The sequence below is a fragment of the Micromonospora sp. NPDC049114 genome, from assembly GCF_040648635.1.
GTDB lineage: Bacteria > Actinomycetota > Actinomycetes > Mycobacteriales > Micromonosporaceae > Micromonospora.
In genome coordinates, this window is the sequence record NZ_JBEZEA010000008.1 from 175,691 (window position 1) to 199,476 (window position 23,786).

The 23,786-nt window shown below is 73.0% G+C and carries 17 protein-coding genes; 12 read left to right on the forward strand and 5 right to left on the reverse strand.

Features of this window, described 5'->3' with window-relative positions; translation table 11 throughout:
- Positions 1–92: 92 nt before the first annotated feature.
- On the reverse strand, positions 93–518 hold the full coding sequence (locus tag AB0B39_RS22835; RefSeq protein WP_266241740.1) for an OsmC family protein: 426 nt from the start codon (positions 516–518) through the stop codon (positions 93–95).
- A 70-nt stretch (positions 519–588) separates the two neighbouring features.
- Positions 589–1,518: a serine/threonine-protein kinase gene (locus tag AB0B39_RS22840; protein WP_357490049.1), complete on the reverse strand. Its 930-nt coding sequence runs from the start codon at positions 1,516–1,518 to the stop codon at positions 589–591.
- A 199-nt stretch (positions 1,519–1,717) separates the two neighbouring features.
- Here AB0B39_RS22840 and AB0B39_RS22845 point away from each other — a divergent pair, with 199 nt between their 5' ends.
- From AB0B39_RS22845 to AB0B39_RS22865, 5 genes are all read left to right on the forward strand, one after another.
- Positions 1,718–1,948: a hypothetical protein gene (locus tag AB0B39_RS22845; RefSeq protein WP_234588621.1), complete on the forward strand. Its 231-nt coding sequence runs from the start codon at positions 1,718–1,720 to the stop codon at positions 1,946–1,948.
- A 101-nt stretch (positions 1,949–2,049) separates the two neighbouring features.
- Positions 2,050–2,796 carry a response regulator transcription factor gene (locus tag AB0B39_RS22850; RefSeq protein ID WP_357490053.1) on the forward strand — a complete coding sequence of 249 codons (747 nt, stop codon included), beginning with the start codon at positions 2,050–2,052 and terminating at the stop codon, positions 2,794–2,796.
- Entirely contained in the window at positions 2,774–4,309 is a 1,536-nt protein-coding gene (locus AB0B39_RS22855; RefSeq protein WP_357575304.1) for a HAMP domain-containing sensor histidine kinase, read from the forward strand. The genes AB0B39_RS22850 and AB0B39_RS22855 overlap by 23 nt, the downstream gene beginning before the upstream one ends.
- A 44-nt stretch (positions 4,310–4,353) precedes the next feature.
- Complete coding sequence (locus tag AB0B39_RS22860; RefSeq protein ID WP_357575305.1) at positions 4,354–6,579, forward strand: glycosyltransferase family 39 protein; 2,226 nt, start codon at positions 4,354–4,356, stop codon at positions 6,577–6,579.
- The gene (locus AB0B39_RS22865) at positions 6,576–7,805 is read left to right on the forward strand and encodes a glycosyltransferase (protein WP_357575306.1); all 1,230 of its coding nucleotides are present in this window, start codon (positions 6,576–6,578) and stop codon (positions 7,803–7,805) included. The genes AB0B39_RS22860 and AB0B39_RS22865 overlap by 4 nt, the downstream gene beginning before the upstream one ends.
- Positions 7,806–7,841: 36 nt before the next feature.
- Here the strand turns inward: AB0B39_RS22865 and AB0B39_RS22870 are convergent, their stop codons facing one another.
- Positions 7,842–8,699, reverse strand: coding sequence for an arginase family protein (locus AB0B39_RS22870; RefSeq protein WP_357575307.1), 858 nt, complete (start codon positions 8,697–8,699; stop codon positions 7,842–7,844).
- Between the two features lie 180 nt (positions 8,700–8,879).
- Here AB0B39_RS22870 and AB0B39_RS22875 point away from each other — a divergent pair, with 180 nt between their 5' ends.
- The 4 genes from AB0B39_RS22875 to AB0B39_RS22890 all read left to right on the forward strand — a co-directional run bounded on the left by AB0B39_RS22875 (position 8,880) and on the right by AB0B39_RS22890 (position 14,012).
- Positions 8,880–9,029, forward strand: a complete 150-nt coding sequence (locus AB0B39_RS22875) for a hypothetical protein (protein ID WP_007459587.1) — start codon at positions 8,880–8,882, stop codon at positions 9,027–9,029.
- Between the two features lie 14 nt (positions 9,030–9,043).
- A complete protein-coding gene (locus tag AB0B39_RS22880; RefSeq protein WP_357490061.1) occupies positions 9,044–10,474 on the forward strand; it encodes a class I SAM-dependent methyltransferase in 1,431 nt (476 codons plus the stop codon).
- Complete coding sequence (locus AB0B39_RS22885; protein ID WP_357575308.1) at positions 10,467–12,539, forward strand: sulfatase-like hydrolase/transferase; 2,073 nt, start codon at positions 10,467–10,469, stop codon at positions 12,537–12,539. Before AB0B39_RS22880 ends, AB0B39_RS22885 begins: the two co-directional genes overlap by 8 nt.
- Before the next feature lie 189 nt (positions 12,540–12,728).
- Positions 12,729–14,012, forward strand: a complete 1,284-nt coding sequence (locus AB0B39_RS22890) for a citrate synthase (RefSeq protein ID WP_357575309.1) — start codon at positions 12,729–12,731, stop codon at positions 14,010–14,012.
- 929 nt (positions 14,013–14,941) lie between these two features.
- Here the strand turns inward: AB0B39_RS22890 and AB0B39_RS22895 are convergent.
- Both AB0B39_RS22895 and AB0B39_RS22900 read right to left on the reverse strand, forming a co-directional pair.
- Positions 14,942–15,586, reverse strand: coding sequence for a maleylpyruvate isomerase N-terminal domain-containing protein (locus tag AB0B39_RS22895; RefSeq protein WP_357575310.1), 645 nt, complete (start codon positions 15,584–15,586; stop codon positions 14,942–14,944).
- Positions 15,587–15,791: 205 nt separating this feature from the next.
- Positions 15,792–17,237 (reverse strand): glycosyltransferase family 4 protein, encoded by a 1,446-nt coding sequence (locus AB0B39_RS22900; protein ID WP_357575311.1) that lies wholly within the window; start codon positions 17,235–17,237, stop codon positions 15,792–15,794.
- A gap of 333 nt (positions 17,238–17,570) precedes the next feature.
- Between AB0B39_RS22900 and glgX the strand changes: the two genes are divergently transcribed.
- Genes glgX through treZ form a run of 3 tightly spaced genes read left to right on the forward strand, consistent with a single transcriptional unit; the run spans position 17,571 to position 23,723 of the window.
- Entirely contained in the window at positions 17,571–19,688 is a 2,118-nt protein-coding gene (gene glgX / locus AB0B39_RS22905) for a glycogen debranching protein GlgX (RefSeq protein WP_357575312.1), read from the forward strand.
- 1 nt (position 19,689) lies between these two features.
- A complete protein-coding gene (gene treY, locus AB0B39_RS22910; RefSeq protein ID WP_357575313.1) occupies positions 19,690–21,996 on the forward strand; it encodes a malto-oligosyltrehalose synthase in 2,307 nt (768 codons plus the stop codon).
- On the forward strand, positions 21,993–23,723 hold the full coding sequence (gene treZ, locus AB0B39_RS22915; RefSeq protein ID WP_357575314.1) for a malto-oligosyltrehalose trehalohydrolase: 1,731 nt from the start codon (positions 21,993–21,995) through the stop codon (positions 23,721–23,723). The genes treY and treZ overlap by 4 nt, the downstream gene beginning before the upstream one ends.
- Positions 23,724–23,786: the final 63 nt, after the last annotated feature.

Consider the following 23,786-nt stretch of genomic DNA (forward strand, 5'->3'; position numbering starts at 1 on the left):
ACTCTTCGGAGGGTGTCCGCGCCACCGGACGGTGGAGGCCCACGGTGGTCGTCCGGCGGATGGGCCTGTGACAGCCCGCAGACCGGCACTGATCAGTGTCGGCCGTTCTCCGCCGGCGTCACGGTCAGTCGGTGCCGCGTGTTGTCTCCGCTGGAGAACGGCCAGAGCCGATCGGCGTACTCGACCAGATCGGCCAACTGCGCGCGGCTCAGGCCGGCCGACGAGATCGAGGCGTGCACATCGGCGCGGTAACGGCCGTCGTCGTCGCGGCCCAGCTTCGCCTCGGCGCGTACCTGGACCGTGTGCGCCTCGTTCGTGATCTCCCCGGCCGCCTCCACCGCCGCGTGGTGCAGGCAGGACGCGAAGGCCGCGGCCAACAACTGCTCCGGTCTCAGGCCGGTGCAGTGCGCCGCCAGCGGCGACGCCAGCGGCGTGCTGAGCCCCCCGTCGTCGGTGCGTACGTGGCCGCCCTCGGCCGTCGCGGTGGCCTCATGCAGCCAGGAACTGGGACTCGGCATCGCGTTCCTCCCGTCACTCACCAGCCCGGCTACCCGGCCGGGGGCTGGCGAAACGCCGGGCCGCTCGGGTTCAGGGCCCGTCGACCATCGACAGCGCCTCGGTGGCCTCCGCGGCGGCCCGTTCGGTCCACGGCGACGTCGACGCGGATCGGCGCGGCGTGGGGATCATCATCGGCACGTACACCCGGGCGTCCACGGCCTCGGCCAGCAGCAGCGCGGCGACCAGGCTGGTCGGACGCTCCGCCGGGTCGTCGGCCAGGCAGGAGCGGCACAGCTCGGACACCTCCGGCGGCAGCCCATCGATCTCGGGCAGCGGCTCCGGAGGCCGGGTCCGACGCTGCGTCAGCAGCTCCGCCGCATTGCTCGCCTGGTAGGGCAGCCGACTGGTCAGGCAGTAGTAGAGCAGCACACCGAGGGCGTACATGTCGGCCGCCGGGGTCGGGGGCGTGCCGTCGAGCTGCTCGGGCGCCAGGTACGCCGGGGTGCCGAGCACCATGCCGTCCGGCATCGGGTCCGCGACGCCGGCCGGGGTGGCGATGCCGAAGTCGAGGACCTTCACCCCGACCGGGGTGAGCATGACGTTGGCCGGCTTCACGTCGCGGTGCACGATGCCGCTCGCGTGGGCGGCGGACAGCGCGGCGGCGACCTCCGCGCAGACGCGTACCGAGATGCGCCAGTCCAGCGGGCCGGCCCGCAGGTGCGCGGCGAGCGTCTCGCCCTCGGCCAGCTCCATCACGATGTAGGGCGTCCGGCGGCCGGGGAGCGTCGAGGACGTGCCGAAGTCGTGCACGCTCGCGACGTTCGGGTGCACCAGCCGCGCGGCGGAGCGGGCCTCCGTGCGGATGCGGTCCACCAGGTCGTGCACATCCCCCGGGCCGGGCGAGATGAGCTTCACCGCGACCGGCCGGTCCAGCACCCGGTCGTGCGCTCGCCACACCTCGGACATCCCGCCCACGCCGATACGCTGTTCGAGCTGGTACCGCCCGTCCAGCGTGCGCATCGACCACTCCTCGCTCTCGCCCGCCGACGGCGGGTGCCTTCGAACGCGGTACCCGGGGTCCGAGCTGGGCAAACCGTGCGGTGATCGGGCGCGGCCGATCCGGGCGTACACCGGCGCGGCCCGGTGGCGGGTGCGGTAGCTTGCGATCCAGGGCTGGGCGCACCGAGCGTGCCGGCACGGTCACCAGGGGGACACCGCGATGAGCGAGGTCACCGTACGCTTCGTGGGCGGTCCCGCGGACGGCCTGGTCCGCGAGGTTCCGGCCGATGCGGACGGGGCCCCGCCACGGCGTTGGATCATGCGGCACCCGGACGGCACCGGCCCGACGCAGCCCGGCCCCGACCACCTCTACGAGCGCGACCAGCCGGACGGCCTGGGCGGGTGGAGCATGCGGTTCGTGCGGACCGACGCGTACGGGGTGTCCGAGTGAGCACGGGCGAGGGCTGAGCGGTGGTCCGGCGGCCCGGCCGCACAGCTGGCGCACAGGTGGGGCAGAGCCGCGACACAGCGGACCCGCCCACGATGGGGGCCATGGTCATCCAGGGGCAGACCGTGCCGGGCCGGATCGAGCTTCGCCGCCCCGACGGCGAACCGGTCCGGGTGCTGGTGGTCGACGACGAGGCGACGCTCACCGACCTGCTGGCGATGGCGCTGCGCTACGAGGGTTGGCAGGTGCGCAGCGCCGGCAACGGGATGGCGGCGCTGAGCGCCGCGCGGCAGTTCCAGCCGGATGCCGTCGTGCTCGACGTGATGCTGCCCGACCTGGACGGCTTCCAGGTGCTGCGCCGGCTGCGCGAGCACGCCCCCACCGTGCCGGTGTTGTTCCTGACCGCCCGCGACGCTGTCGAGGAGCGCATCGCCGGGCTGACCGTGGGCGGCGACGACTACGTGACCAAGCCGTTCAGCCTGGAGGAGGTGATCGCCCGGCTGCGCGCGCTGCTGCGCCGCTCCGGCTTCGCGGTCGCCGCCCAGGGGGAGGCGCTGCTGACCGTCGGCGACCTCAGCCTCGACGAGGACAGCCACGAGGTCCGCCGCGCCGGCCAGCTCATCACGCTGACCGCCACCGAGTTCGAGCTGTTGCGCTACCTGATGCGCAACCCGCGCCGGGTGCTGAGCAAGGCGCAGATCCTCGACCGGGTGTGGAACTACGACTTCGGTGGCCAGGCCAACGTGGTGGAGCTGTACATCTCGTACTTGCGTAAGAAGATCGACGCCGGCCGACCGCCGATGATCCACACGCTGCGCGGCGCGGGCTATGTCCTCAAGCCCGCCGACTGACCGGGGGCCGCGCCGCCGGCCGCTGCGCGTCGCCCGGCGCTGGCTTGCGGGCCGGTCGCTGCGGACCCGCCTGGTACTCGCCCTGGTGGCACTGCTCGCCCTGGTCAGCGTGGCGATCGGCGGGCTCACCACTGTCGCCCTGCGGCACTTCCTGGTCGGCCAGGTCGACGCCCAGTTGACGATGGGCGACCGGCCGCGCGCCGACGTGCCGCCGTGGTTCCGCCAGGGCAGCGACCCCGGGCGGCCCGCCTCACGTCCGGGCGGCGTCGACCCGCCCCCGCCGGAGCCTCCGCGCGGTTTTCCGCCGGGCTCGCTGGCCGTGCGCCTCGCCGACGGCGTCACCACGGCGACGAGGAGCACTGAGAACGGCAGCCTCGCCGACGTGCCAGCCGCGGACGCCGCGCGGCTGGTCGCGCTGCCCACCGACGGTCGGCCGCGCACCGTCGGCCTTGACGGGGGCGGTGATGTCCGGGCGGTGGCGCGGCAGCTCCCCAACGGAGACGTGCTGGCCGTGGCGATCCCGCTGTCGGGCGTGCGGGACACCGTCTGGGCGCTGGTCGCCGCGCAGGCCGGTGTGGCCGCCGTCGGGCTGCTGCTCGCGGGCGCGGCCGGCGCGCTGATCGTGCGCGCCACGCTGCGCCCGCTGAACCGGGTCGCCGCCACCGCCACCCGGGTCACCGAGCTGCCGCTGGACCGGGGCGAGGTCGCGCTCGCCGTCCGGGTGCCGGCCGGGGACACCGACCCGCGGACCGAGGTCGGTCAGGTCGGCGCGGCGCTCAACCGGATGCTCGGCCACGTCGCCGACGCGCTGTCCGCGCGGCAGGCCAGCGAGACCCGGGTACGCCAGTTCGTCGCCGACGCCAGCCACGAACTGCGCACGCCCCTCGCGGCGATCCGGGGGTACGCCGAGGTGGCCCGGCGCGGCCGCGACGAGGTCCCCGCCGACGTGGCGCACGCGCTGCGCCGCGTCGAGTCGGAGAGCACCCGGATGACACGTCTCGTCGACGACCTGCTGCTGCTGGCGCGGCTCGACACCGGCCGGCCGCTCGCCGTGGACCCGGTCGACCTGTCCGCCCTGGTGGTGGACGCGGTGAGCGACGCGCACGTGGCCGGCCCCGAGCACCGCTGGCAGCTCGACCTGCCCGAGGTGGTCATCCGGGTGCCCGGCGACGCCGCCCGCCTGCACCAGGTGGTGGCGAACCTGCTGGCCAACGCCCGCGTGCACACCCCGCCCGGCACGACTGTCACCACCACGCTGGCCGTCGAGGCGGACGCCGCCGTGCTCACCGTCGCCGACGACGGGCCGGGGGTGCCGGCGGAGCTACGGCCGGAGATGTTCGAGCGGTTCGCCCGGGGCGACAGCTCCCGGTCGCGGGCGCACGGCAGCACCGGCCTCGGCCTGGCGATCGTGGCGGCCGTGGTGGAGGCCCACCACGGCACCGTCGCCGTCGACAGTCGGCCGGGGCGGACCGTGTTCGTCGTCCGCCTGCCCAATCCCACAGCTGACGCATAGTCGGCGCACGGGGTCCCGCCAGTCCGGCCGCCGAGGCTTGCCGCATGGACAGAACGGACACCCTGCCGACGACGCCCGCCGAACCGGTGGGACCGCCCCGCACGACCACGCGCCCCGGGGAACACTCGCCGCCGGCGGGCCGTGCGGCGACCTGGACCCGGCCCGCCCTGGTGGTCCTGCTCCTGGGCACCGGCCTGCTCTATCTCTGGGGCCTGGGCGCCTCCGGCTGGGCCAACTCGTTCTACGCGGCAGCCGTGCAGGCCGGCTCGGTGAGCGCGAAGGCGTTCTTCTACGGCTCGTCGGACGCGGCCAACTCGATCACCGTGGACAAGACGCCCGCCTCGCTGTGGCTGATGGCCCTGTCGGTGCGCGTCTTCGGGCTCAACAGCTGGGCGATGCTCGTCCCGCAGGCACTGTGCGGGGTCGCCTCCGTCGGCGTGCTCTACGCGGGCGTCAGGCGCTGGTACGGGCCGGTCGCCGGCCTGATCGCCGGCGCCGTCCTCGCCGTCACCCCGGTGGCGACGCTGATGTTCCGCTTCAACAACCCGGACGCGTTGCTCGTGCTCTTGCTGGTCGGCGGCGCGTACGCCGTCGTGCGCGCGCTGGAGACGGCCAGCACCCGGTGGATCGTGCTGGCCGGCGCGCTTGTCGGCTTCGGCTTTCTGACCAAGATGCTCCAGGCGTTCCTGCTGGTGCCGGTGTTCGCGGGTGTCTACCTGCTGGCCGCGCCGACCGGGCTGTGGCGGCGGGTGCGGCAACTGCTGCTGGCCGGTCTCGCGGTGGTGGTGTCCGCCGGCTGGTGGGTGGCCGTCGTCGAACTCGTCCCGGCCAGCTCCCGCCCGTACATCGGCGGGTCGCAGGGCAACAGCATCCTGGAGTTGACCCTCGGCTACAACGGCCTCGGCCGGATCACCGGCGACGAGGTGGGCAGCGTCGGCGGCGGCGCCGGGCGGATGGGCGGTGGCGGCGGCCCGTTCTCCGGGCAGACCGGCCTGCTGCGGATGTTCGACGGCGAGGTCGGCGGTCAGATCTCCTGGCTGCTGCCGGCCGCGCTGATCCTGCTGGTCGCGGGTCTGGTGGTGGCCGGGCGGACCGCGCGGACCGACCGCACCCGGGCTGGCCTGCTGCTGTGGGGCGGCTGGCTGCTGGTCACCGGTCTGATCTTCAGCTTCATGTCCGGGATCTTCCACGCCTACTACACGGTGGCGCTCGCCCCGGCCGTCGGCGCGCTCGTCGGCATCGGCGTCACCCTGCTCTGGCGCGAACGCCGCCCGCAGGCCGACCCGGTTGACGATCCGGTTGCCGCGTCCCGCTGGCGGCGGTGGCGTCCACTGGCCGCCACGGCGACGCTCGCGGCCACCCTCGCGGTCACCGTGTGGTGGGCGTGGGTGCTGCTCGGGCGCAGCCCCGACTGGTACCCGTGGCTGCGTACCGCCGTGCTGGTCGCCGGCCTGCTCGCCGCGGCCCTGATCCTGCTGGCCGCCCGACTGCCGCGCCGGCTGGTGTCAGTGGTGCTGGGCGTCGGCGCGGCGGCGGCCCTGGCGGGGCCGGCGGCGTACGCGGCGCAGACCGCCGCGACCCCGCACACCGGCTCGATCCCGAGCGCCGGCCCGGCGGTGGCGGGCGGTTTCGGTCGCGGTGGCTTCCCCGGCGGGCGACCGCCCGGCGGCACGGCGTTCCCCGGCGGTGGGCAGTTCCCCGGCGACGGCCGCACCGGCGACCGGAACGGCGGGCAGTTCCCCGGCTTCCCGGGCGGCGGGCAGGCGCCGGGCGCACCCGGCGGTGCGCAGGCGCCCGGTGCCCCGGGCGGTGCGCAGGCGCCGGGCTTCCCGGGCGGTTTCCCCGGCGGCGGTCGGCTGCCCGGCGGCGGTGGTGGCCGGGAAACCGGGGGCGGCATGGGCGGTCTGCTCGACGCCCGCGAGCCCAGCGCCGCGCTGCGCGAGCTGCTGGAGCGCGACAGCGAGGACTACACCTGGGTGGCGGCCACCATCGGTTCCAACAACGCCTCCGGCTACCAGTTGGCCACCGGCGAGCCGGTGATGCCGATCGGCGGATTCAACGGCAGCGACCCGTCACCGACGCTCGCGCAGTTTCAGCGCCACGTCGCCGAACACAAAATCCACTACTTCGTGGGGGGCGGCGGCTTCCGGGCCAACGGCGGCAGCTCCGCCTCGCAGGAGATCTCCGCCTGGGTCACGCAGACCTTCACGGCGCAGACAGTGGACGGGATCACCGTCTACGACCTGAGCGCCGGCGCGGAGGCGTCGTGACCGCGCTCGGCGGCCCCCGTGCCGCCGTCCGGACCCGATCCACCAGCGACGGCGCGGTGCTGGACGTGGTGATCCCCGTCTACAACGAGGAGGCCGACCTCGGGCCGTGCGTACGCCGGTTGCACGCGCACCTGACCGAGCACTTCCCGTACCCGTTCCAGATCACCGTCGCCGACAACGCCAGCGTGGACGGGACCCTCGCCGTGGCCGAGGCGCTCGCCGCCGAGCTGCCCGGCGTCGGCGTACGCCACCTGAGCGCCAAGGGGCGGGGGCGGGCGCTGTCCGCTGCCTGGTCCGCGTCGTCCGCGCCGGTGCTTGCGTACATGGACGTGGACCTGTCCACCGATCTGGCCGCACTGCTGCCGCTCGTCGCGCCGCTCATCTCCGGCCACTCCGACCTGGCGATCGGCACCCGGCTGGCGCGCACGTCCCGGGTGGTGCGCGGCACCAAGCGGGAGGTGATCTCCCGGGCCTACAACCTGTTGCTGCGGGGCGCGCTGGCGGCGCGGTTCTCCGACGCGCAGTGCGGGTTCAAGGCGATCCGCGCGGACGTGGCCGCCGGGCTGCTCCCGCACGTCCGCGACACCGGCTGGTTCTTCGACACCGAGCTGCTGGTGCTCGCCCAACGGGCCGGGCTGCGCATCCACGAGGTGCCGGTGGACTGGGTCGACGACCCGGACAGCCGGGTCGACATCGTCGCCACCGCCCTGGCCGACCTGCGGGGGATGGGCCGCCTCGGTCGGGCGCTGATGACCGGCGCGTTGCCGCTGGCCGAGCTGCGCGCCCAACTCGGGCGGGCGTCGCTGACCGCGCCGTCGCCGCAGGTGCCGGTCGGGCTGCCCCGGCAGCTGACCCGGTTCGCCGCCGTCGGGGTGGCCAGCACGCTGGCGTACCTGCTGCTGTTCGTGGCCACCCGGGGCGCGCTCGGGGCGCAGCCGGCGAACCTGCTGGCCCTGCTGGTGACGGCCGTGGCGAACACGGCGGCGAACCGGCGGCTGACGTTCGGCATCACCGGCAGCCGGCACGTCGGTCGCCACCACGCGCAGGGGCTGCTGGCGTTCGCGCTCGGCCTGGCGCTGACCAGCGGGGCGCTGGCGGTGCTGCACGCCTTCGTCGCCGTGCCTGCCAGACCGGTGGAGCTGGCCGTCCTGGTGGCCGCGAACCTGGCCGCGACGGTGCTGCGCTTCGTGCTGCTGCGCCTCGGCATGCACCACCGGCGGGGCTGAGACAACCGCCGCCCGGTCGCTCAACCGCCCCGCCGGTCAGCCGCCCAGCACGGCCCCGAGGACCTCGACGACGCGTCGCGCGTGGCGCCCGTCGGGGTCCTCGTCGGCGTTTAGGTCGGTCACGCTCATCCCGAGCAGCCGATCGGCGCGGGCCAGCGGGGTCACCAGCGCCGCCAGGTCGGGCCAGCGCAGCCCGTCCGGCTCGGGGTAGGTCACCGCCGGCAGGTCCCGCGGGTCCACCACGTCCAGGTCGAGGTGCAGCCAGGCCGGCTCGTCGCCGCCGGCCGCCAGGGCCGCCCCGACCACAGCCGCGCCCCGGCGCAGCAGGTCGGCGGCGGGCACCTGGTGGATCGCCGGATCGATCCGGGACGCCTCGACCCGGCCGTCGTCGTCGGACGGCGGGCGGTGCCCGAGCAGGTGGACCCGTGCGGGGTCGACCAGGGCCTCGTCGACGCCGATCGCGGCGGCCGGGCCGTGCCCGGTTACCACCGAAAGGTCCATGTCGGCGGCCTCGCCGGTCGGCGAGGTCGCGCCGTCGAGGAAGTCGGGATGGGCGTCGACGAACCACAGCTCGGTCGTGCGCGGCAGGCCCCGGCAGATGCCGGGCAGGATCGCGCAGTCCCCGCCGAGCACGAGCGGCCGACGACCGTCGGAGATCAGTGCGGCGACCCGGCTGCTCAGCGCCGCGCCGGCCCGGACCAGGCCGGCGGCCCCGATCACCCCGCTCGCCGGGTCACGGGCCGGGTCGCGGAGCCATGCCTCGTCCACCTGCCCGTCGTCGTCAGCGGTGAGCGCGTCCAGCAGGCCGGCCCGGCGCAGGGCGGCTGGGGCCCGCTCCTCGCCGCGTCGCGCGCCGGAGGAGTCCAGTGGCGCGTCCACGACTGTCCAGCGCACCTTCGCAGCGTACCGACGGCTGGCGCTTTCTGTGGCCAGGCTGGGAGTCCTCCGATGTGGCCGCGACGGCGGGAACGAGCAGCGTACGGTGATGGACAAGTCCGGCTTTCTGGGTTAAAAGCCTCACCGCTGCATTCCCGGGACGCCGGTGTCGAGACGGGCGAGGGGAAGGAGCGGTCGGTGATCCATCTGGCCTACCTGGACGCGGGATCCGGCAGCCTGATCGTGCAGGCCGTCGTCGGCGGGGTGGCCGGCGCCGCGGTCGCCGCCAAGCTCTACTGGCGACGGCTGGTCGACCGGTTCCGCCGGCAACCCACCGACCAGCGGTAGCGGTCGCCGCGACGATGACTACCTCACCCACCGGGGTACGCCCCGAGCCCGCCTCCTTCCGCGACCCCGCCAACCGGGTGTTCCACGTCGGCGACGAGGTGCTGCGTGGGCTCGACGCCCAGGCCGCCGAGCACTGGCGGACCCTCGCGGCCAGCCCGTTCTTTCCCACGCTCGTCTCGGCGGGCAAGGTCTGCGCCACCGAGGACGCGCCGCCCACGCTGGTGCCCGCCGCGGCCGGCACCCCGTGGGCTGCGGTGCTGCGCCACGAGCGCATCCCGTTCGTCTCCCACCCGTACGAGTGGTCCTTCGGCATGCTGCGCGACGCCGCGCTGCTGCACCTGGAGATCCTGCGCACCGCCCTCGCGAACGGCTTCACCACCAAGGACGGCTCCGCCTACAACCTGCAGTGGCGCGGCGCGAAACCGGTCTTCATCGACATCGGCTCGTTCGAGCCGGTCCGCGACGGGGAGCCGTGGGCCGGCTACCGGCAGTTCTGCCAGACCGTGCTCTACCCGCTGCTGCTCACCGCCCACCTGGGCGTGGACTTCCAGCCCTGGCTGCGCGCCCAGGTCGACGGCATCGAAGCCGACCAGCTGCGCCCCCTCTTCGGCGGCACCCGCCGGCTGCGCCCCGGCGTCCTGACCCACCTGCACCTGCACGGCGCCATGCAGCAACGCAACGCCGCCGCCAGCACCAGCGACGTGAAGGCCCAACTGCGCGCCGCCGGCTACTCCCGGGACCTGCAGGTGGCCACCGTACGCGGCATCGAGAAGCTCGTCCGCCGGCTGGAGCACCGTCCGACGGGCAGCCACTGGTCGGACTACCAGCGCACCTGCGGCTACTCGGCGCGCGACCGGGTCGCCAAGGAGCAGTTCGTGGTCACCGCGGTGGCCGCCGCCGCCCGTCCGCGCCTGGTGCTCGACCTGGGCGCCAACGACGGCCGGTACGCCCGACTGGCCGCCGGACACGCGGACTACGTGGTCGCCGTCGAGCAGGACCCGGCCGTGGTCGACGAGCTGTACCGGGCGCTGCGCTCCGAGGGGCAGCAACGGATCCTGCCGCTGGTCGTCGACCTGGCCGACCCGTCGCCCGGCGGGGGTTGGCGCGGCGTCGAACGTGCCGGCTTCGCGCAGCGGGCGTCGGCGGACGTAGTGCTCGCCCTGGCCCTGGTGCACCACCTGGCGATCGGCCGCAACGTGCCACTGCCGGAGGTCGTCGACTGGCTGGCCGGGCTGAGCGCACCCGGCGGCGCCGTGGTGGTGGAGTTCGTCCACCCGGACGACCCGATGGCCACCCGCCTGCTGGCCAACAAGCCCGACGGCCTCTTCCCGGACTACCGGCGCGACACCTTCGAACGGCTCCTCGCGACCCGGGGCCGGATCACCGACCGACTGGAACTGCCCTCGGGCACCCGCACGCTCTACCGGGCGGTGATGGGTGGCTGAACCGGCAGTCGCCGACCCGTCGGGACCCGTCGCCGACCCGTCGGGACCCGTCGCCGGCCCGCCGGCACCCGGGCGCTGGGACCGGGGCTGGCGCGGCGAGCTGGGCCGGCTGCTGGAGATCGTGGCGCTGGTCGGGCTGGTCATCACCCAGCCGCTGCTGGACGTACTCGGCCGCAGCCCCGACTTCTTCCTCTTTCACCGCGCCGACGTCGGCCAGATCCTCCTGCTGGTCGCCCTGGTGGCCCTCGCGCCCACCGTGCCCGTGGCGCTGCTCGGCGCACTGAGCCGACTGGCCGGCCGCACCGCCCGCGCACTCACCCACACGACGCTTGTCGGGCTGCTGCTCGCCGCCCTCGCCGTGCAGGTGGGCCGGCACACGACGCCGCTTCGGGGCGTACCCCTGCTGGTGCTTGCCGGTCTGGCCGGTCTGGGCGGCGCGGCCGCGCACCATCGGTGGCGCTCGCCCGGCCGCGCGCTGCGACTGGCCGCCGCCGGACCGGTGGCCTTCGTGGCGCTGTTCCTGTTCGTCTCGCCCACCTCGGCGGTCGTGCTGCCGCGCGGCGACGGCGGCGCGGTCGGCACCGCGCAGGGCGCGGCCGTGCACCCGCCGGTGGTCATGCTGATCCTCGACGAGCTACCGCTGGTCAGCCTCCTCGGCGGCGACGGCCGGATCGACGCGGCGCGGTTCCCGCACTTCGCCGAGCTGGCCGCAGGCTCGACCTGGTACCGCAACGCCACCGGAGTCAGCGGCTGGACGCCGAACGCGTTGCCGGCGATGCTCACCGGCCGCTACCCGGCGCGGGCGGTCGCGCCGCACTACTCGCAGTACCCGGACAACCTGTTCACCGCCTTCGGCGGCCTGTACGACATCCAGGCCCAGGAGAGCATCACCCGGCTCTGCCCACCCAGCCGGTGCGAGCAGCCCGTCGCACCCGAACAGGGACTCGGTGTGCTGGTCCGCGAGACCGGCAAGCTGCTCGGCCAGGTCGCCGGGCCGACGAACACCCGCGTCGACCCGGAGGACTCCTACCGGGAGCAGACCCGCGTCGAGGCCGGCCTGGACGCCGCCGAGCCGGTCCCCGCCGATCCGAAGTTCCGCTGGGACAGCCTCGACGACAACCAGCCGGCCCGGTTCACCACCTTCCTGGCCGGCCTGAAGCCGCAACCCCGACCCGCCCTGCACTTCCTGCACCTGCTGATGCCGCACTCCCCGTGGGCGTACCTGCCGTCCGGCGCCCGCTACGACGCCCCGGAGGACCTGCCGAACGACGGCGCGGGCTGGGTCGAGCTGGCCCGCCAGCGGCACCTCGCCCAGCTCGGCTACACCGACCGGCTGATCGGGGAGACCCTGCGGACGCTGCGTGCCAGCGGCCTCTACGACCAGGCCCTCGTCGTCGTCACCGCCGACCACGGGGTGAGCTTCCATCCGGGGGCGCAGGGCCGGGGCATGGACGCCATCAAGGCCGCCGCCGGCGAGGTCGCGTGGGTGCCCATGTTCGTCAAGGAACCCGGGCAGCAGACCGGCCGGGTGGACGACCGCAACTGGGAACACGTCGACCTGCTGCCCACCGTCGCCGACGAAGCCGGCATCCGCCTGCCCTGGCACGTCGACGGCCGCTCCGCCCGGCAGGCCCCCCGCGCCGACGCCACGAAACACTTCTACGACACCCCCGGGCAGGTGGTCACCTTCGGAGGCGGCGTGCCCACCCCGCCGCCGCTGCCGACACCGCACCCCCTGGTGGGCACCGAGGTCCGCGCCGGCCCGACCGGCGGCAGCGCCCAGGTCGCCGACCTGGCCGCCTTCCGGGCCACCGACCCGGACACCGGCACCCTCCCGGCGCTGGTCTGGGGTGACGTGCCGGACGCGATACCAGACGGCACGCTCCTGGCCGTCGCCGTCAACGGCCGGATCGGCGCGGTGGTCCCGGTGGTGCCGACCGACCCCGGCGGCCGGCGCTTCGCCGCGCTGCTCACCGACGACCGGCTGTTCCGCGCCGGCACGAATCAGCTCGACGTCTACCAGGTCGCGGCGGACGGTACGCTACGACGCCTCGCGTTGTCCTGATCTGCCGGCCTCCCGGCGGGGTTTCTTCGGCTCCCGCCTGGCGGGACGGTGGGTTTCCCGGCGGCCCAGTCGGGAATCGGGTGACGCATACCTCACCGCCGAACCACGGCGGGCAGTGTCCCCCGAGCCGCAATTACGGTAGAAGCGAAGGCAATTCAACGTAGATCTGCCGGCGAAGCGAGGAACCACATGACGGAAGTCAAGCTCGATCACCCCGGTGGGCAGCTGTCGATGCCGGTACACGCCGCGGTCGAGGGCCCCGCTGGCATCGGGGTGAGCAAGCTGCTGAAGGAAACCGGGATGACGACGTACGACCCCGGTTTCGTCAACACCGCAGCTGCCTCATCCGCGATCACCTACATCGACGGCGACGCGGGGATCCTGCGTTACCGGGGATACCCGATCGAGCAGCTGGCCGAGAAGTCCTCCTTCCTGGAGGTCTCTTACCTGCTCATCTACGGTGAGCTGCCCACCGAGCAGCAGCTGACCGAGTTCACCGAGTGGATCCGGCGGCACTCGCTGCTGCACGAGGAGATGCGCCGCTTCTTCGACGGCTTCCCCCGCGACGCGCACCCGATGGCGGTGCTGTCGTCGGCGGTCAGCGCCTTGTCGACCTTCTACCAGGACAGCTTGGACCCGTTCGACTCCGAGCACGTGGAGATCTCCACGGTCCGGCTCATGGCGAAGGTCCCCACCATCGCCTCGTACGCGTACAAGAAGTCCATCGGGCAGCCGCTGCTCTACCCGGACAACTCCCTCGGGTACGTGGACAACCTGCTGCGCATGACCTTCGGTGTGCCGGCGGAGCCGTACGAGGTCGACCCGGTGATGTCGAAGGTGCTGGACATGCTCTTCGTCCTGCACGCCGACCACGAGCAGAACTGCTCCACGTCGACCGTCCGGCTGGTCGGCTCCAGCAACGCCAACCTGTTCGCCTCCGTCTCGGCGGGCGTGAACGCCCTGTTCGGCCCGTTGCACGGCGGCGCCAACCAGGCGGTGCTGGAGATGCTCCAGCAGATCCACGCCGGCGACGGCGACGTCCGGTCCTTCGTCCGCAAGGTCAAGGACAAGCAGGACGGCGTCAAGCTCATGGGCTTCGGCCACCGGGTCTACAAGAACTACGACCCGCGGGCGGCGATCGTCAAGAAGGCCGCGCAGGACGTGCTGGGCCGGATGGCCAAGCCGGACCCGCTGCTGGACATCGCCATGGAGCTGGAGGAGATCGCGCTCGCCGACGACTTCTTCGTCTCCCGCCGGCTCTACCCGAACGTGGACTTCTACACCGGCCTGATCTACAAGGCCATGGGCTTCCCCACGAAGATGTTCACGGTGCTGTTCGCGCTCGGCCGGCTGCCCGGCTGGATCGCCCAGTGGCGCGAGATGATCAACGATCCGGAGACGAAGATCGGCCGTCCGCGGCAGGTCTACGTCGGCGCCGCCGAGCGGGACTACCTCCCCTTCGCCGAGCGCTGACCTCCGTTCTTCCGCACCACCCGCAGGCCGCCGACCCGATCCGGGCCGGCGGCCTGCGCCGTACCCGGCCGCCCGCCCGCGGCGGCCCGTGGGGCTTCCGCCGGGCCTTGCGGCGTGGCTGTACGTGGGGCTTTGGTTGCGTTGTCTTGCGTGGCGGCCCGTGCGGCTTCCGCCGGGCCTTGCGGCGTGGCGGCCTTGCGGCGCATTGGCTTGGCGGACTGGGCGCTTCGGGCTTGGCGGGCCGACCGGGCCCGCACCGGCCGGTGGCCCTCCTACCCTCCTACCGATACCCCGAGCGCCTGGTTCGGCCCCTGTCGAGCTGCCCCATTTATGGGGCGAGGCGGTGCGGGGCGGTGCGGGAGGCGGGGTGGTGCGACGCGGGTCGGTGCGAGGCGAGGCGAGGCGGGCAGGGCGGTGCGAGGCGGGGCCGTGCGAGGCTGGCAGGGCGGTGCGGTGCGGGCGGTGCGAGGCGACGCGGTGCGAGGCGAGGCGAGGGGCGGGGCAGGGCAGGGCGGGGGAGGCTTCAAGCGCCCGATTCCGGCTGGCCACGCTGACGGACGGCTTGGCGGGTTGATCGGACTGGACCCACCGATGATCGACTCCAGTTCGCCGATATCGCGGTATCCACGGCGTCGGGACACCACAACCTCGGCGAGGTGGAGTCGATCAAGGCGCGGTCCCGGCCAACCTCGGTGAAGTGGGGGGGTAGGTCAGGGAGCGGTCTCCGACCTTCGGCTTATCGGTGGCGCTCATCCGCGCTTCGGTGACGCTCATCCGCCCCTTCGGTGGCGCGGATCCGCGCTTTTGGCTTTCAGCGTCCGCCCCACTTATGGGGCAGGTCGACAGGACGCGAACAAGGCACCCGGAGGGCCGGGGACACCGGGCCCGGCGGCGCGGCGCCGGGTGCGGGCCGCGCCGCACGTTGAGGGTCAGAAGGCGGAGATGTCCCGGGCTCGCTCGCTGCGGCTCAACGCCCCGACCAGCGCCGCCTGGCCGTGCCGGCGGACGGCCAGGCGGACCAGCAGGTCGCGTACGGGGTCGAAGACCTCCGCCGGGAACTCCGGCGTGGGTACGCCGACGCTGACCGCGAGGTCGTCGGAGTGCACGACGATCTCCAGTTGGCGCGTGAGCAGGAAGTCGGCGCGGCGCAGGGACCAGCCCTGCCACGGGATCGGCACGACGTCGAGGGCGGCACCCCGCGACAGCAGGTCGCTGACCTTCGCCAGCGCCTCCCCGGAGCGGGCGTGCAGGTCTTCCGGGCCGTGGAGCGCGTCGGCCTCGTCCGAGCCAGCGGCGACCGCGTCGGCGGACGGAGTGCCCTCGGTGACCCAGGCGGCCCGCTCGTAGTGGCTGTCGGCCGACTCCAGCGTGGGCAGGTCGGCGGGTGTCGGCAGCAGCTCGGCGGCCCGTATGGCCTGATGCCCGAGGTGGCACGCCAGGGCACCCACGGACAGGTGCGGCAGGGCGCTCGGGTTCGACCACTGCGCGGACACCTCCGGGCGCCGGATCAGGTCCAGCGCGATGGCGGCGGCGACCGGAAAGGCGGAATCGAGGGCGTCAACAGGACGAGACATCCGCACATTCTGGCAGGCCCGACCGACCGGCGCCGAGCACCGAGACAGGGCCGACGTCGCAGCAAGCGCCGAGCAGCGAGACCGTCCCGCGCTGCGGAGCGAGGCATGGCCGGCGCGGCGTGATCGGCTCGGCTTGCGGGACGTCGGGGTGTCCCCGGCGCAGGGGCACCCCGACGTCCCGAAGACCGGGTCGATCACGTCAGCGTCAGCGCAGGCCGGCGGCGGCGAGCAGGTTGCCCTCGGGCAGCGCCGGGAGGGCCCGGCCCTGGGACATCCGCTGCTCGGCCCGCTCGGCCGTGAACGTGGCGTCGTTGGCGATGGCCGCGGCGTAGCTGGCGGCGGTGCGCTGGGCGATGGCCGACCAGCCGTACTGGTCGTTAACCATCCGGCGGGCGCGACGGGCCATGGCGCGGGCCCGCTCACGGTCGGACAGCAGCGCGTCGACGGCGTCGCCGAGCCCGTCCGGGTCGTGCGGGCGGAACGTCATCCCGGTCGCTCCCGGCTCCACGATCTCGGCGAGACCGCCGGTGGCCGCGACGGCCAGGGGCGCTCCGGCGGCGGCGCCCTCCAGGGCGACCATGCCGAACGGCTCGTAGATGCTCGGCACCGCGAAGCAGTCGGACGCGGCCATCAGCGCCGGCAGGTCGTTGCCGCCCAGGAAGCCCGGCATGGTGACCATGCCGCCCAGGCCACGGCGGTGCACCTCGGCCTCCAACTCGGCGCGGTACGGGCCGTCGCCGGCGATCACCGCGCGCAGCCCCGGGTGCCGCTCGCGCAGCCGGGGGAGGGCGGCGATCAGGTGCTGCACGCCCTTCTCGTAGACGAGCCGGCCGGCGAAGGTGACCAGCGGGCCGTCCCCGGCGAACCGGGCCCGCGCCGCAGCCACGTCCCGCGCCGGCACCTTCCAGCGGTGCGACTCCACGCCGTTGGCGACCACGTCGACGCGGCCGGCCGGTACGCCGAACAGCGCGCCCACCTCGTCGCGCATGTAGCCGGAGCAGACGATCACCCGACCGGACTCGCTGCTGAGCCACTGCTCGACACCGTGGATGGTGCGGTTCATCTCCTCGGGCAGCCAGCCCTGGTGCCGGCCCGCCTCGGTGGCGTGGATGGTGGTGACCAGCGGGAGGTCGAGGTGTTCGGCGAGGGTGGTCGCGGTGTGGGCGACGAGCCAGTCGTGGGCGTGGATGACGTCGTAGCTGCCGGCCTGGGTGGCGCGTAGGGCGGTGCGGGTGAGGGTGTGGTTGAAGGCCATGGTCCAGGCCAGGAGGGAGCTGGTGGCGAGGGGGAAGGTGACGGGGTCTTCGGGGGCGCGCAGGATGCGGACGCCGTCGGCGTATTCCTCCAGGGGTGCGCCGTCGGCGTGGCGGGTGACGACTGTGACGTCGTGGCCGGCGGCGGCGAGGGCGACGGAGAGGGCGTGGACATGGCGGCCGAGGCCACCGACGAGCACCGGCGGGTACTCCCAGGACAACATGAGGATGCGACGGGTCTGCGGCGGCACCCCGGGACCGGAGTGCGCGGGCACGATCGCTCCGGTCTGCGCGGACGGACCGGGCTGCGCGGGAAGCTGCGGCCGGGAGGTCAGGGTGGGCCGGTGGCTCCGGTCCTTGGTGGCAGCGAGCTGCTCATCGACCCGCAGGGTCGTCACATCAATCTCCGTCCATGCATGGTGGTGCGCGCCGGCGTCAGTGGCGGCGGAGCGAGAGGTGGAAAGGGTGGCCGAGGGCCGAGTGGGTCGCGCGCGGACGCGTGTCCCCCGACAAGCAAAAGGCATCGAGCCCCGGAACGCACCTTGAAACCGTCCATGGTGACGGAGGACACCTGAGGGTGTAGCACGCATCAGACAGGTGGATTCCGGTCATCGCCTGAAAGGATGGATTGGCGCACCGAGGCGCAGGGCAATACCGGCGTGCGCGCGGGCGACCTGTCGTCGGCGCGCTCGTGGCGCGGTGCGCACATGACCATGGTCTGAAGGAGCGACATGCAGGTCTGGCCGGGCGAGCGGTATCCCCTGGGCGCCACCTACGACGGGATGGGCACCAACTTCGCCATCTTCTCCGAGGTGGCCGAGCGGATCGAACTCTGCCTCTTCGACGAGTGGGACACCGGCGCCGAGCGCCGCGTCGAGCTGCGCGAGGTGGACGCCTACGTCTGGCACGCGTACCTGCCGGGCATCGAGCCGGGGCAGCGTTACGGCTACCGGGTGCACGGGCCGTACGACCCGGCGAACGGGCTGCGCTGCAACCCGCACAAGCTGCTGCTCGACCCGTACGCCAAGGCCGTCGACGGTGACGTGACGTGGGACCCGGCGGTGTACGACTACGACATGGGCGACCCGGAGCGGATGAACGAGAGCGACTCGGCGCCGTTCATGCCGAAGTCCGTGGTGGTCAATCCGTACTTCGACTGGGGCAACGACAAGCCGCCGCGTACGCCGTACCACCACTCGGTGATCTACGAGGCGCACGTGCGGGGGCTGACCATGCGCCACCCGGACATCCCGGAGGAGCTGCGCGGCACGTACGCGGGCATCGCCTCCCCGCCGATGATCGAGCACCTGACCCGGCTCGGGGTGACGGCGATCGAGCTGATGCCCGTGCACGAGTTCGTACACGACCACCGCCTCGTCGACCTGGGCCTGCGCAACTACTGGGGTTACAACACGATCGGCTTCTTCGCGCCGCACCACGGCTACTCGGCGTTGGGCCACCTCGGGCAGCAGGTGCAGGAGTTCCGGGGCATGGTCAAGGCGCTGCACGCGGCGGGCATCGAGGTCATCCTCGACGTGGTCTACAACCACACCGCCGAGGGCAACCACCTCGGGCCGACGTTGAGCTTCAAGGGCGTGGACGCGCCCAGCTACTACCGGCTCAGCGAGGAGGACCGGCGCTACTTCGTCGACTACACGGGCACCGGCAACAGCCTCAACGTCCGGAGCCCGCACTCGCTGCAACTGATCATGGATTCGCTGCGGTACTGGGTGACCGAGATGCACGTCGACGGCTTCCGGTTCGACCTGGCGGCCACCCTGGCCCGCGAGTTCTACGAGGTGGACCGGCTGTCGACGTTCTTCGAGGTGGTCCAGCAGGACCCGGTGGTCAGCCAGGTCAAGCTGATCGCCGAGCCGTGGGACGTCGGCCCCGGCGGCTACCAGGTGGGCAACTTCCCGCCGTTGTGGACCGAGTGGAACGGCAAGTACCGCGACACCGTGCGGGACTTCTGGCGCGGTGAGCCGGCCACCCTCGCCGAGTTCGCGTCGCGGATCTCCGGCTCCGCCGACCTGTACCAGGACGACGGCCGCCGCCCGTTCCACAGCATCAACTTCGTCACCGTCCACGACGGGTTCACGCTCAACGACCTGGTGTCGTACAACGACAAGCACAACGAGGCCAACGGCGAGGACAACCGGGACGGCGAGAGCCACAACCGGTCGTGGAACTGCGGCGTGGAGGGCGACACCGACGACGACGCGGTGCTCGCCCTGCGGGCCAAGCAGCGGCGCAACTTCCTGGCCACCCTGATGCTCTCGCAGGGCGTACCGATGATCGGCCACGGCGACGAGCTGGGCCGCACCCAGCACGGCAACAACAACGCCTACTGCCAGGACAGCGAGCTGGCCTGGATCGACTGGGACAACGTCGACGAGCAGCTGCTGGACTTCGTCCGTACGCTCACCGATTTCCGCAAGCGGCACCAGGTGTTCCGCCGTCGCCGCTTCTTCACCGGCCTGCCGGTGGGTGGGCGCGGCATCGACGAGCCGTTGCCCGACCTGGCCTGGCACACCCCCGACGGGCGGGAGATGACCGGCGAGGACTGGGGCAACGACTTCGGCCGCTCGGTGGCGCTGTTCGTCAACGGTGAGGGCATCCGCGAGCGCGGCCAGTACGGCCAGAAACACCACGACGCCTCGTTCCTGCTCTGCTTCAACGCCCACGACGCGCCGTTGGACTTCACGATGCCCGGCAGCGAGTACGGCCAGAAGTGGGAACGGGTGATCAGCACGGCCGAGCCTGAGCCGGACGACGCCACGGTGATCAGCGCGGGCGGCACCATCCGGGTGCCGGACCGCTCCCTGGTGGTGCTGGAAAGGACGATCTGACATGGCCGCCACCCCTCCGCAGGCCACCTACCGCGTCCAGGTCCGTCCGGGCTTCGACCTGGACGCCACCGCAGGCATCCTCGACTACCTCGTCGACCTGGGCGTCAGTCACCTCTACACCGCCCCGCTGCTGGCCGCGACGCCCGGCTCTCAGCACGGCTACGACGTGGTCGACCACCGCACGGTCAACCCGGAGCTGGGCGGTGAGGCCGCCCGGCAGCGGCTGCTGCGGGCGCTGCGCGAGAAGCGGCTCGGCCTGGTCGTCGACATCGTGCCCAACCACGCCGGGGTCGCCGTACCGCCGGCCAACCCGCCCTGGTGGGACGTGCTGCGCCGGGGGCGCGACTCGTCGTACGCCGACTGGTTCGACATCGACTGGGACCGGGGCCGGCTGCTGCTGCCGGTGCTTGCCGACGACCCGGCCGCCCTGGACGACCTCAAGGTCGTCGACGGGGAGCTGCGCTACCACGAGCACCGCTTCCCGATCGCCGACGGCACCGGCGACGGCAGCGCCCGCGAGGTGCACGACCGGCAGCACTACGAGCTGGTCTCCTGGCGGCGCGGTGACGCCGAGCTGACGTACCGCCGGTTCTTCGCCATCGCGGGCCTGGCGGGCCTGCGCGTGGAGGACCCGGCGGTGTTCGCCGCCACCCACGAGCTGATCCTGGCCTGGGCCGCCGCGGGCGAGGTCGACGGCATCCGCGTCGACCACCCGGACGGCCTGCGCGACCCGGCCGGCTATCTCGCGCGGCTGCGCGAGGCCGCGCCGGAGGCCTGGCTCGTGGTGGAGAAGATCCTGGAGTACGGCGAGGAGCTGCCGGACTGGCCGGTGGACGGCACCACCGGCTACGACGCCCTCGCCGCGGTCAACGGCCTCTTCGTCGACACCGATGCCGAGGGCGACTTCACCGTGCTGGACACCCAGCTCACCGGGCACCACACCTCGTGGCAGGACCTGACCCACACCACGAAGCTGGCCGCCGCGACGACGCTGCTCGCGGCCGAGCTGACCCGCCTGGCCGCGCTCGCCCCCGAGGTGCCGACCGAGCAGGCCCGCGCGGCGCTCGCCGAGCTGGCCGCAGCCTTCCCGGTGTACCGCGGCTACCCGCCGCACGGCGCCCGCCACCTCGCTGCCGCCCGCTCCGAGGCCGGCCGCCGCCGCCCCGACCTGACCGGCGCCCTGGACGCGATCACCCGCCGGCTGCGCGACAGCGACGACGAGCTGGCGCTGCGCTTCCCGCAGCTCACCGGCGCGGTGATGGCCAAGGGCGTGGAGGACACCGCGTTCTACCGCTGGACCCGGTTCGTGGCGCTCAACGAGGTCGGCGGCAGCCCCGCCCACTTCGGCGTGCCACCTGCGGAGTTCCACCGCTTCGCCGCCGCCCAGCAGGTCCGCTGGCCCGCCAGCATGACAACCCTCTCCACCCACGACACCAAGCGCGGCGAGGACGTGCGCGCCCGCCTCGCCGTGCTCAGCGAGCTGCCGGGCCGTTGGGCGGAGCAGGTCAAGAGCTGGATGGAGTACGCGCCGCTGCCCGATGCGTCGTTCGCCCACCTGCTCTGGCAGACCGCCGTCGGTGCGTGGCCGATCGAGCGGGAGCGGCTGCACGCGTACGCCGAGAAGGCCGCCCGGGAGGCCGCGGCCTCGACCGGTTGGGCGGACCCGGACCCGGTCTTCGAGCAGGCCATGCACGCGGTCATCGACCGGATGTACGACGACCCGAGCCTGCACGACGAGCTGACCGAACTCGCCGCCGCCATCACCCCGGCCGGCTGGTGCAACTCGCTCGGGCAGAAGCTGATCCAGCTCACCATGCCCGGTGTGCCGGACACCTACCAGGGCACCGAGCTGTGGGACAACTCCCTCGTCGATCCGGACAATCGCCGGCCCGTCGACTTCGACGTACGCCGGGAGATGCTGGCGCGGCTCGACGGCGGCTGGCGTCCCCCGGTCGACACCGACGGCGCGGCGAAGCTGCTCGTCGTGTCGCGGACGCTGCGCCTGCGGCGGGCGCACCCGGAGCTGTTCACCGGCTATCGGCCGGTGCCGGCGCACGGGCCGGTCGGCCGGCACGTGGTGGCGTTCGACAGGGGTGGCGCGATCGCCGTGGCGACCCGCCTGCCGCTGGGTCTGGCGCGCGCCGGAGGCTGGTGCGACACAGCCCTGTCGCTTGGTGTTAACGAGGTGAAGGACCTGTTCACCGGCCGGGTCTACAGTGGCGGGGAGACGTCGCTGGACACTCTTCTGGCCGACTATCCCGTCGCTCTGCTGGCTCCTCTCACCGCTGCCGAGGAGGCCGTTTCATGACCGAGTTTTCCGTCTGGGCACCGGACGCCGCCCGGGTGCGGCTGCGCCTGGCCGGCGACACCGACCACGAGATGCGCGCCGCCGCCGACGGCTGGTGGCAGGTCGAGGTGCCCGACGCAGGCCCCGGCACCGACTACTTCTTTCTGCTGAACGACGACGAGACCCCGCTGCCCGACCCCCGCTCGCCGTGGCAGCCTGCGGGGGTGCACGGGCCGAGCCGCAGCTACGACCACTCCGCCTTCGAGTGGTCCGACAGCCTGTGGACCGGCCGGCAGTTGCCGGGCAGCATCCTCTACGAGCTGCACATCGGCACCTTCACCCCCGACGGCACCTTCGACGCGGCAATCGACCGCCTCGACCACCTCGTCTCGCTGGGCGTCGACCTGATCGAACTTCTCCCGGTCAACGCCTTCAACGGCGAACACAACTGGGGGTACGACGGCGTCTGCTGGTTTGCCCCGCACCAGCCCTACGGCGGCCCCGACGGCCTGAAACGGTTCGTCGACGCCGCCCACGCTCGCGGGTTGGGGGTGATCCTCGACGTCGTCTACAACCATTTCGGGCCCTCCGGGGCCTACGCGCCGCGGTTCGGGCCCTACCTCGCCGAGCAGAGCAACACGTGGGGCCGCTCGGTCAATCTGGACGGCCCGCAGTCCGACGAGGTACGCCGCTACATCATCGACAGCGTCCTCATGTGGCTGCGCGACTACCACGTCGACGGCCTACGCCTGGACGCCGTGCACGCCCTGCCGGACTCACGAGCCGTCCCCATTTTGGAGGAGCTGGCGGTTTCCGTTGAATCCTTGTCGACTCATCTGGGCCGGCCGTTGTCACTGATCGCGGAGTCTGACCTCAACGATCCACGGCTGATCACCCCTCGGGAGGCGGGCGGGTTCGGGCTGCACGCCCAGTGGAACGACGACGCCCACCACGCGCTGCACACGTTGCTGACGGGGGAGCGGCAGGGTTACTACGGCGACTTCGGCTCCCTGGAGACGCTGTCGGACGTGCTGACCGGCGGGTTCTTCCACGCGGGGACCTGGTCGAGCTTCCGTAACCGGCACCACGGGCGGGCGCTGGATTCGCGCATCCCCGGTCATCGTTTGGTGGCCTACCTCCAGAACCACGACCAGATCGGGAATCGGGCTACCGGGGATCGGATCTCGGCCTCGTTGTCGCCCGCGCTGCTGCGGGTCGGGGCGATGCTGCTGTTGACGGCGCCCTTCACTCCCATGCTGTTCATGGGGGAGGAGTGGGCTGCTTCTACGCCGTGGCAGTTCTTCACCTCGCACCCGGAGCCTGAGCTGGCTACTGCCGTGGCTCTTGGGCGGCGCCGGGAGTTCGCTTCGCACGGGTGGGCCGAGGCGGACGTGCCGGACCCGCAGGACCCGCAGACGTTCGTACGGTCCCGGTTGGACTGGGCCGAGCTGGACAAGCCCGAGCATGCGTCGATGCTGGCGTTCTACCAGCGGTTGATCTCGTTGCGGCGGTCGGTGGCTGACCTGTCGGATCCTCGGATGCACTCTGTTTCCGTGCAGCATGGGGACCAGTTCCTGCTGATGCGGCGGGGGGAGACGTTGGTTGTCGCGAACTTTGCTGGGCGGGGGCAGGGGGTGTCGCTGCCTGGGGTGGCTCGGCGGGTTCTGCTGGCCACTGGCGAGGGCGTCACGGTGATGCGGGACCGGATCGAGCTACCAGCGGAGACTGCGGCAATCGTGGCGCTCTGAGGGAGCGCGCGGACAGTCCTTCGGGCGTCCGACCGGAACGGAAGAGGCCCACCTAGGATGCTT

Bases quoted from the DNA above. Each gene is read 5' to 3' on its own strand.
- AB0B39_RS22835 (WP_266241740.1), bottom strand. From the start codon at position 518: ATGCCGAGTCCCAGTTCCTGGCTGCATGAGGCCACCGCGACGGCCGAG.
- AB0B39_RS22840 (WP_357490049.1), bottom strand. From the start codon at position 1,518: ATGCGCACGCTGGACGGGCGGTACCAGCTCGAACAGCGTATCGGCGTG.
- AB0B39_RS22845 (WP_234588621.1), top strand. From the start codon at position 1,718: ATGAGCGAGGTCACCGTACGCTTCGTGGGCGGTCCCGCGGACGGCCTG.
- AB0B39_RS22850 (WP_357490053.1), top strand. From the start codon at position 2,050: ATGGTCATCCAGGGGCAGACCGTGCCGGGCCGGATCGAGCTTCGCCGC.
- AB0B39_RS22855 (WP_357575304.1), top strand. From the start codon at position 2,774: ATGTCCTCAAGCCCGCCGACTGACCGGGGGCCGCGCCGCCGGCCGCTG.
- AB0B39_RS22860 (WP_357575305.1), top strand. From the start codon at position 4,354: ATGGACAGAACGGACACCCTGCCGACGACGCCCGCCGAACCGGTGGGA.
- AB0B39_RS22880 (WP_357490061.1), top strand. From the start codon at position 9,044: ATGACTACCTCACCCACCGGGGTACGCCCCGAGCCCGCCTCCTTCCGC.
- AB0B39_RS22890 (WP_357575309.1), top strand. From the start codon at position 12,729: ATGACGGAAGTCAAGCTCGATCACCCCGGTGGGCAGCTGTCGATGCCG.
- AB0B39_RS22895 (WP_357575310.1), bottom strand. From the start codon at position 15,586: ATGTCTCGTCCTGTTGACGCCCTCGATTCCGCCTTTCCGGTCGCCGCC.
- glgX (WP_357575312.1), top strand. From the start codon at position 17,571: ATGCAGGTCTGGCCGGGCGAGCGGTATCCCCTGGGCGCCACCTACGAC.
- treY (WP_357575313.1), top strand. From the start codon at position 19,690: ATGGCCGCCACCCCTCCGCAGGCCACCTACCGCGTCCAGGTCCGTCCG.
- treZ (WP_357575314.1), top strand. From the start codon at position 21,993: ATGACCGAGTTTTCCGTCTGGGCACCGGACGCCGCCCGGGTGCGGCTG.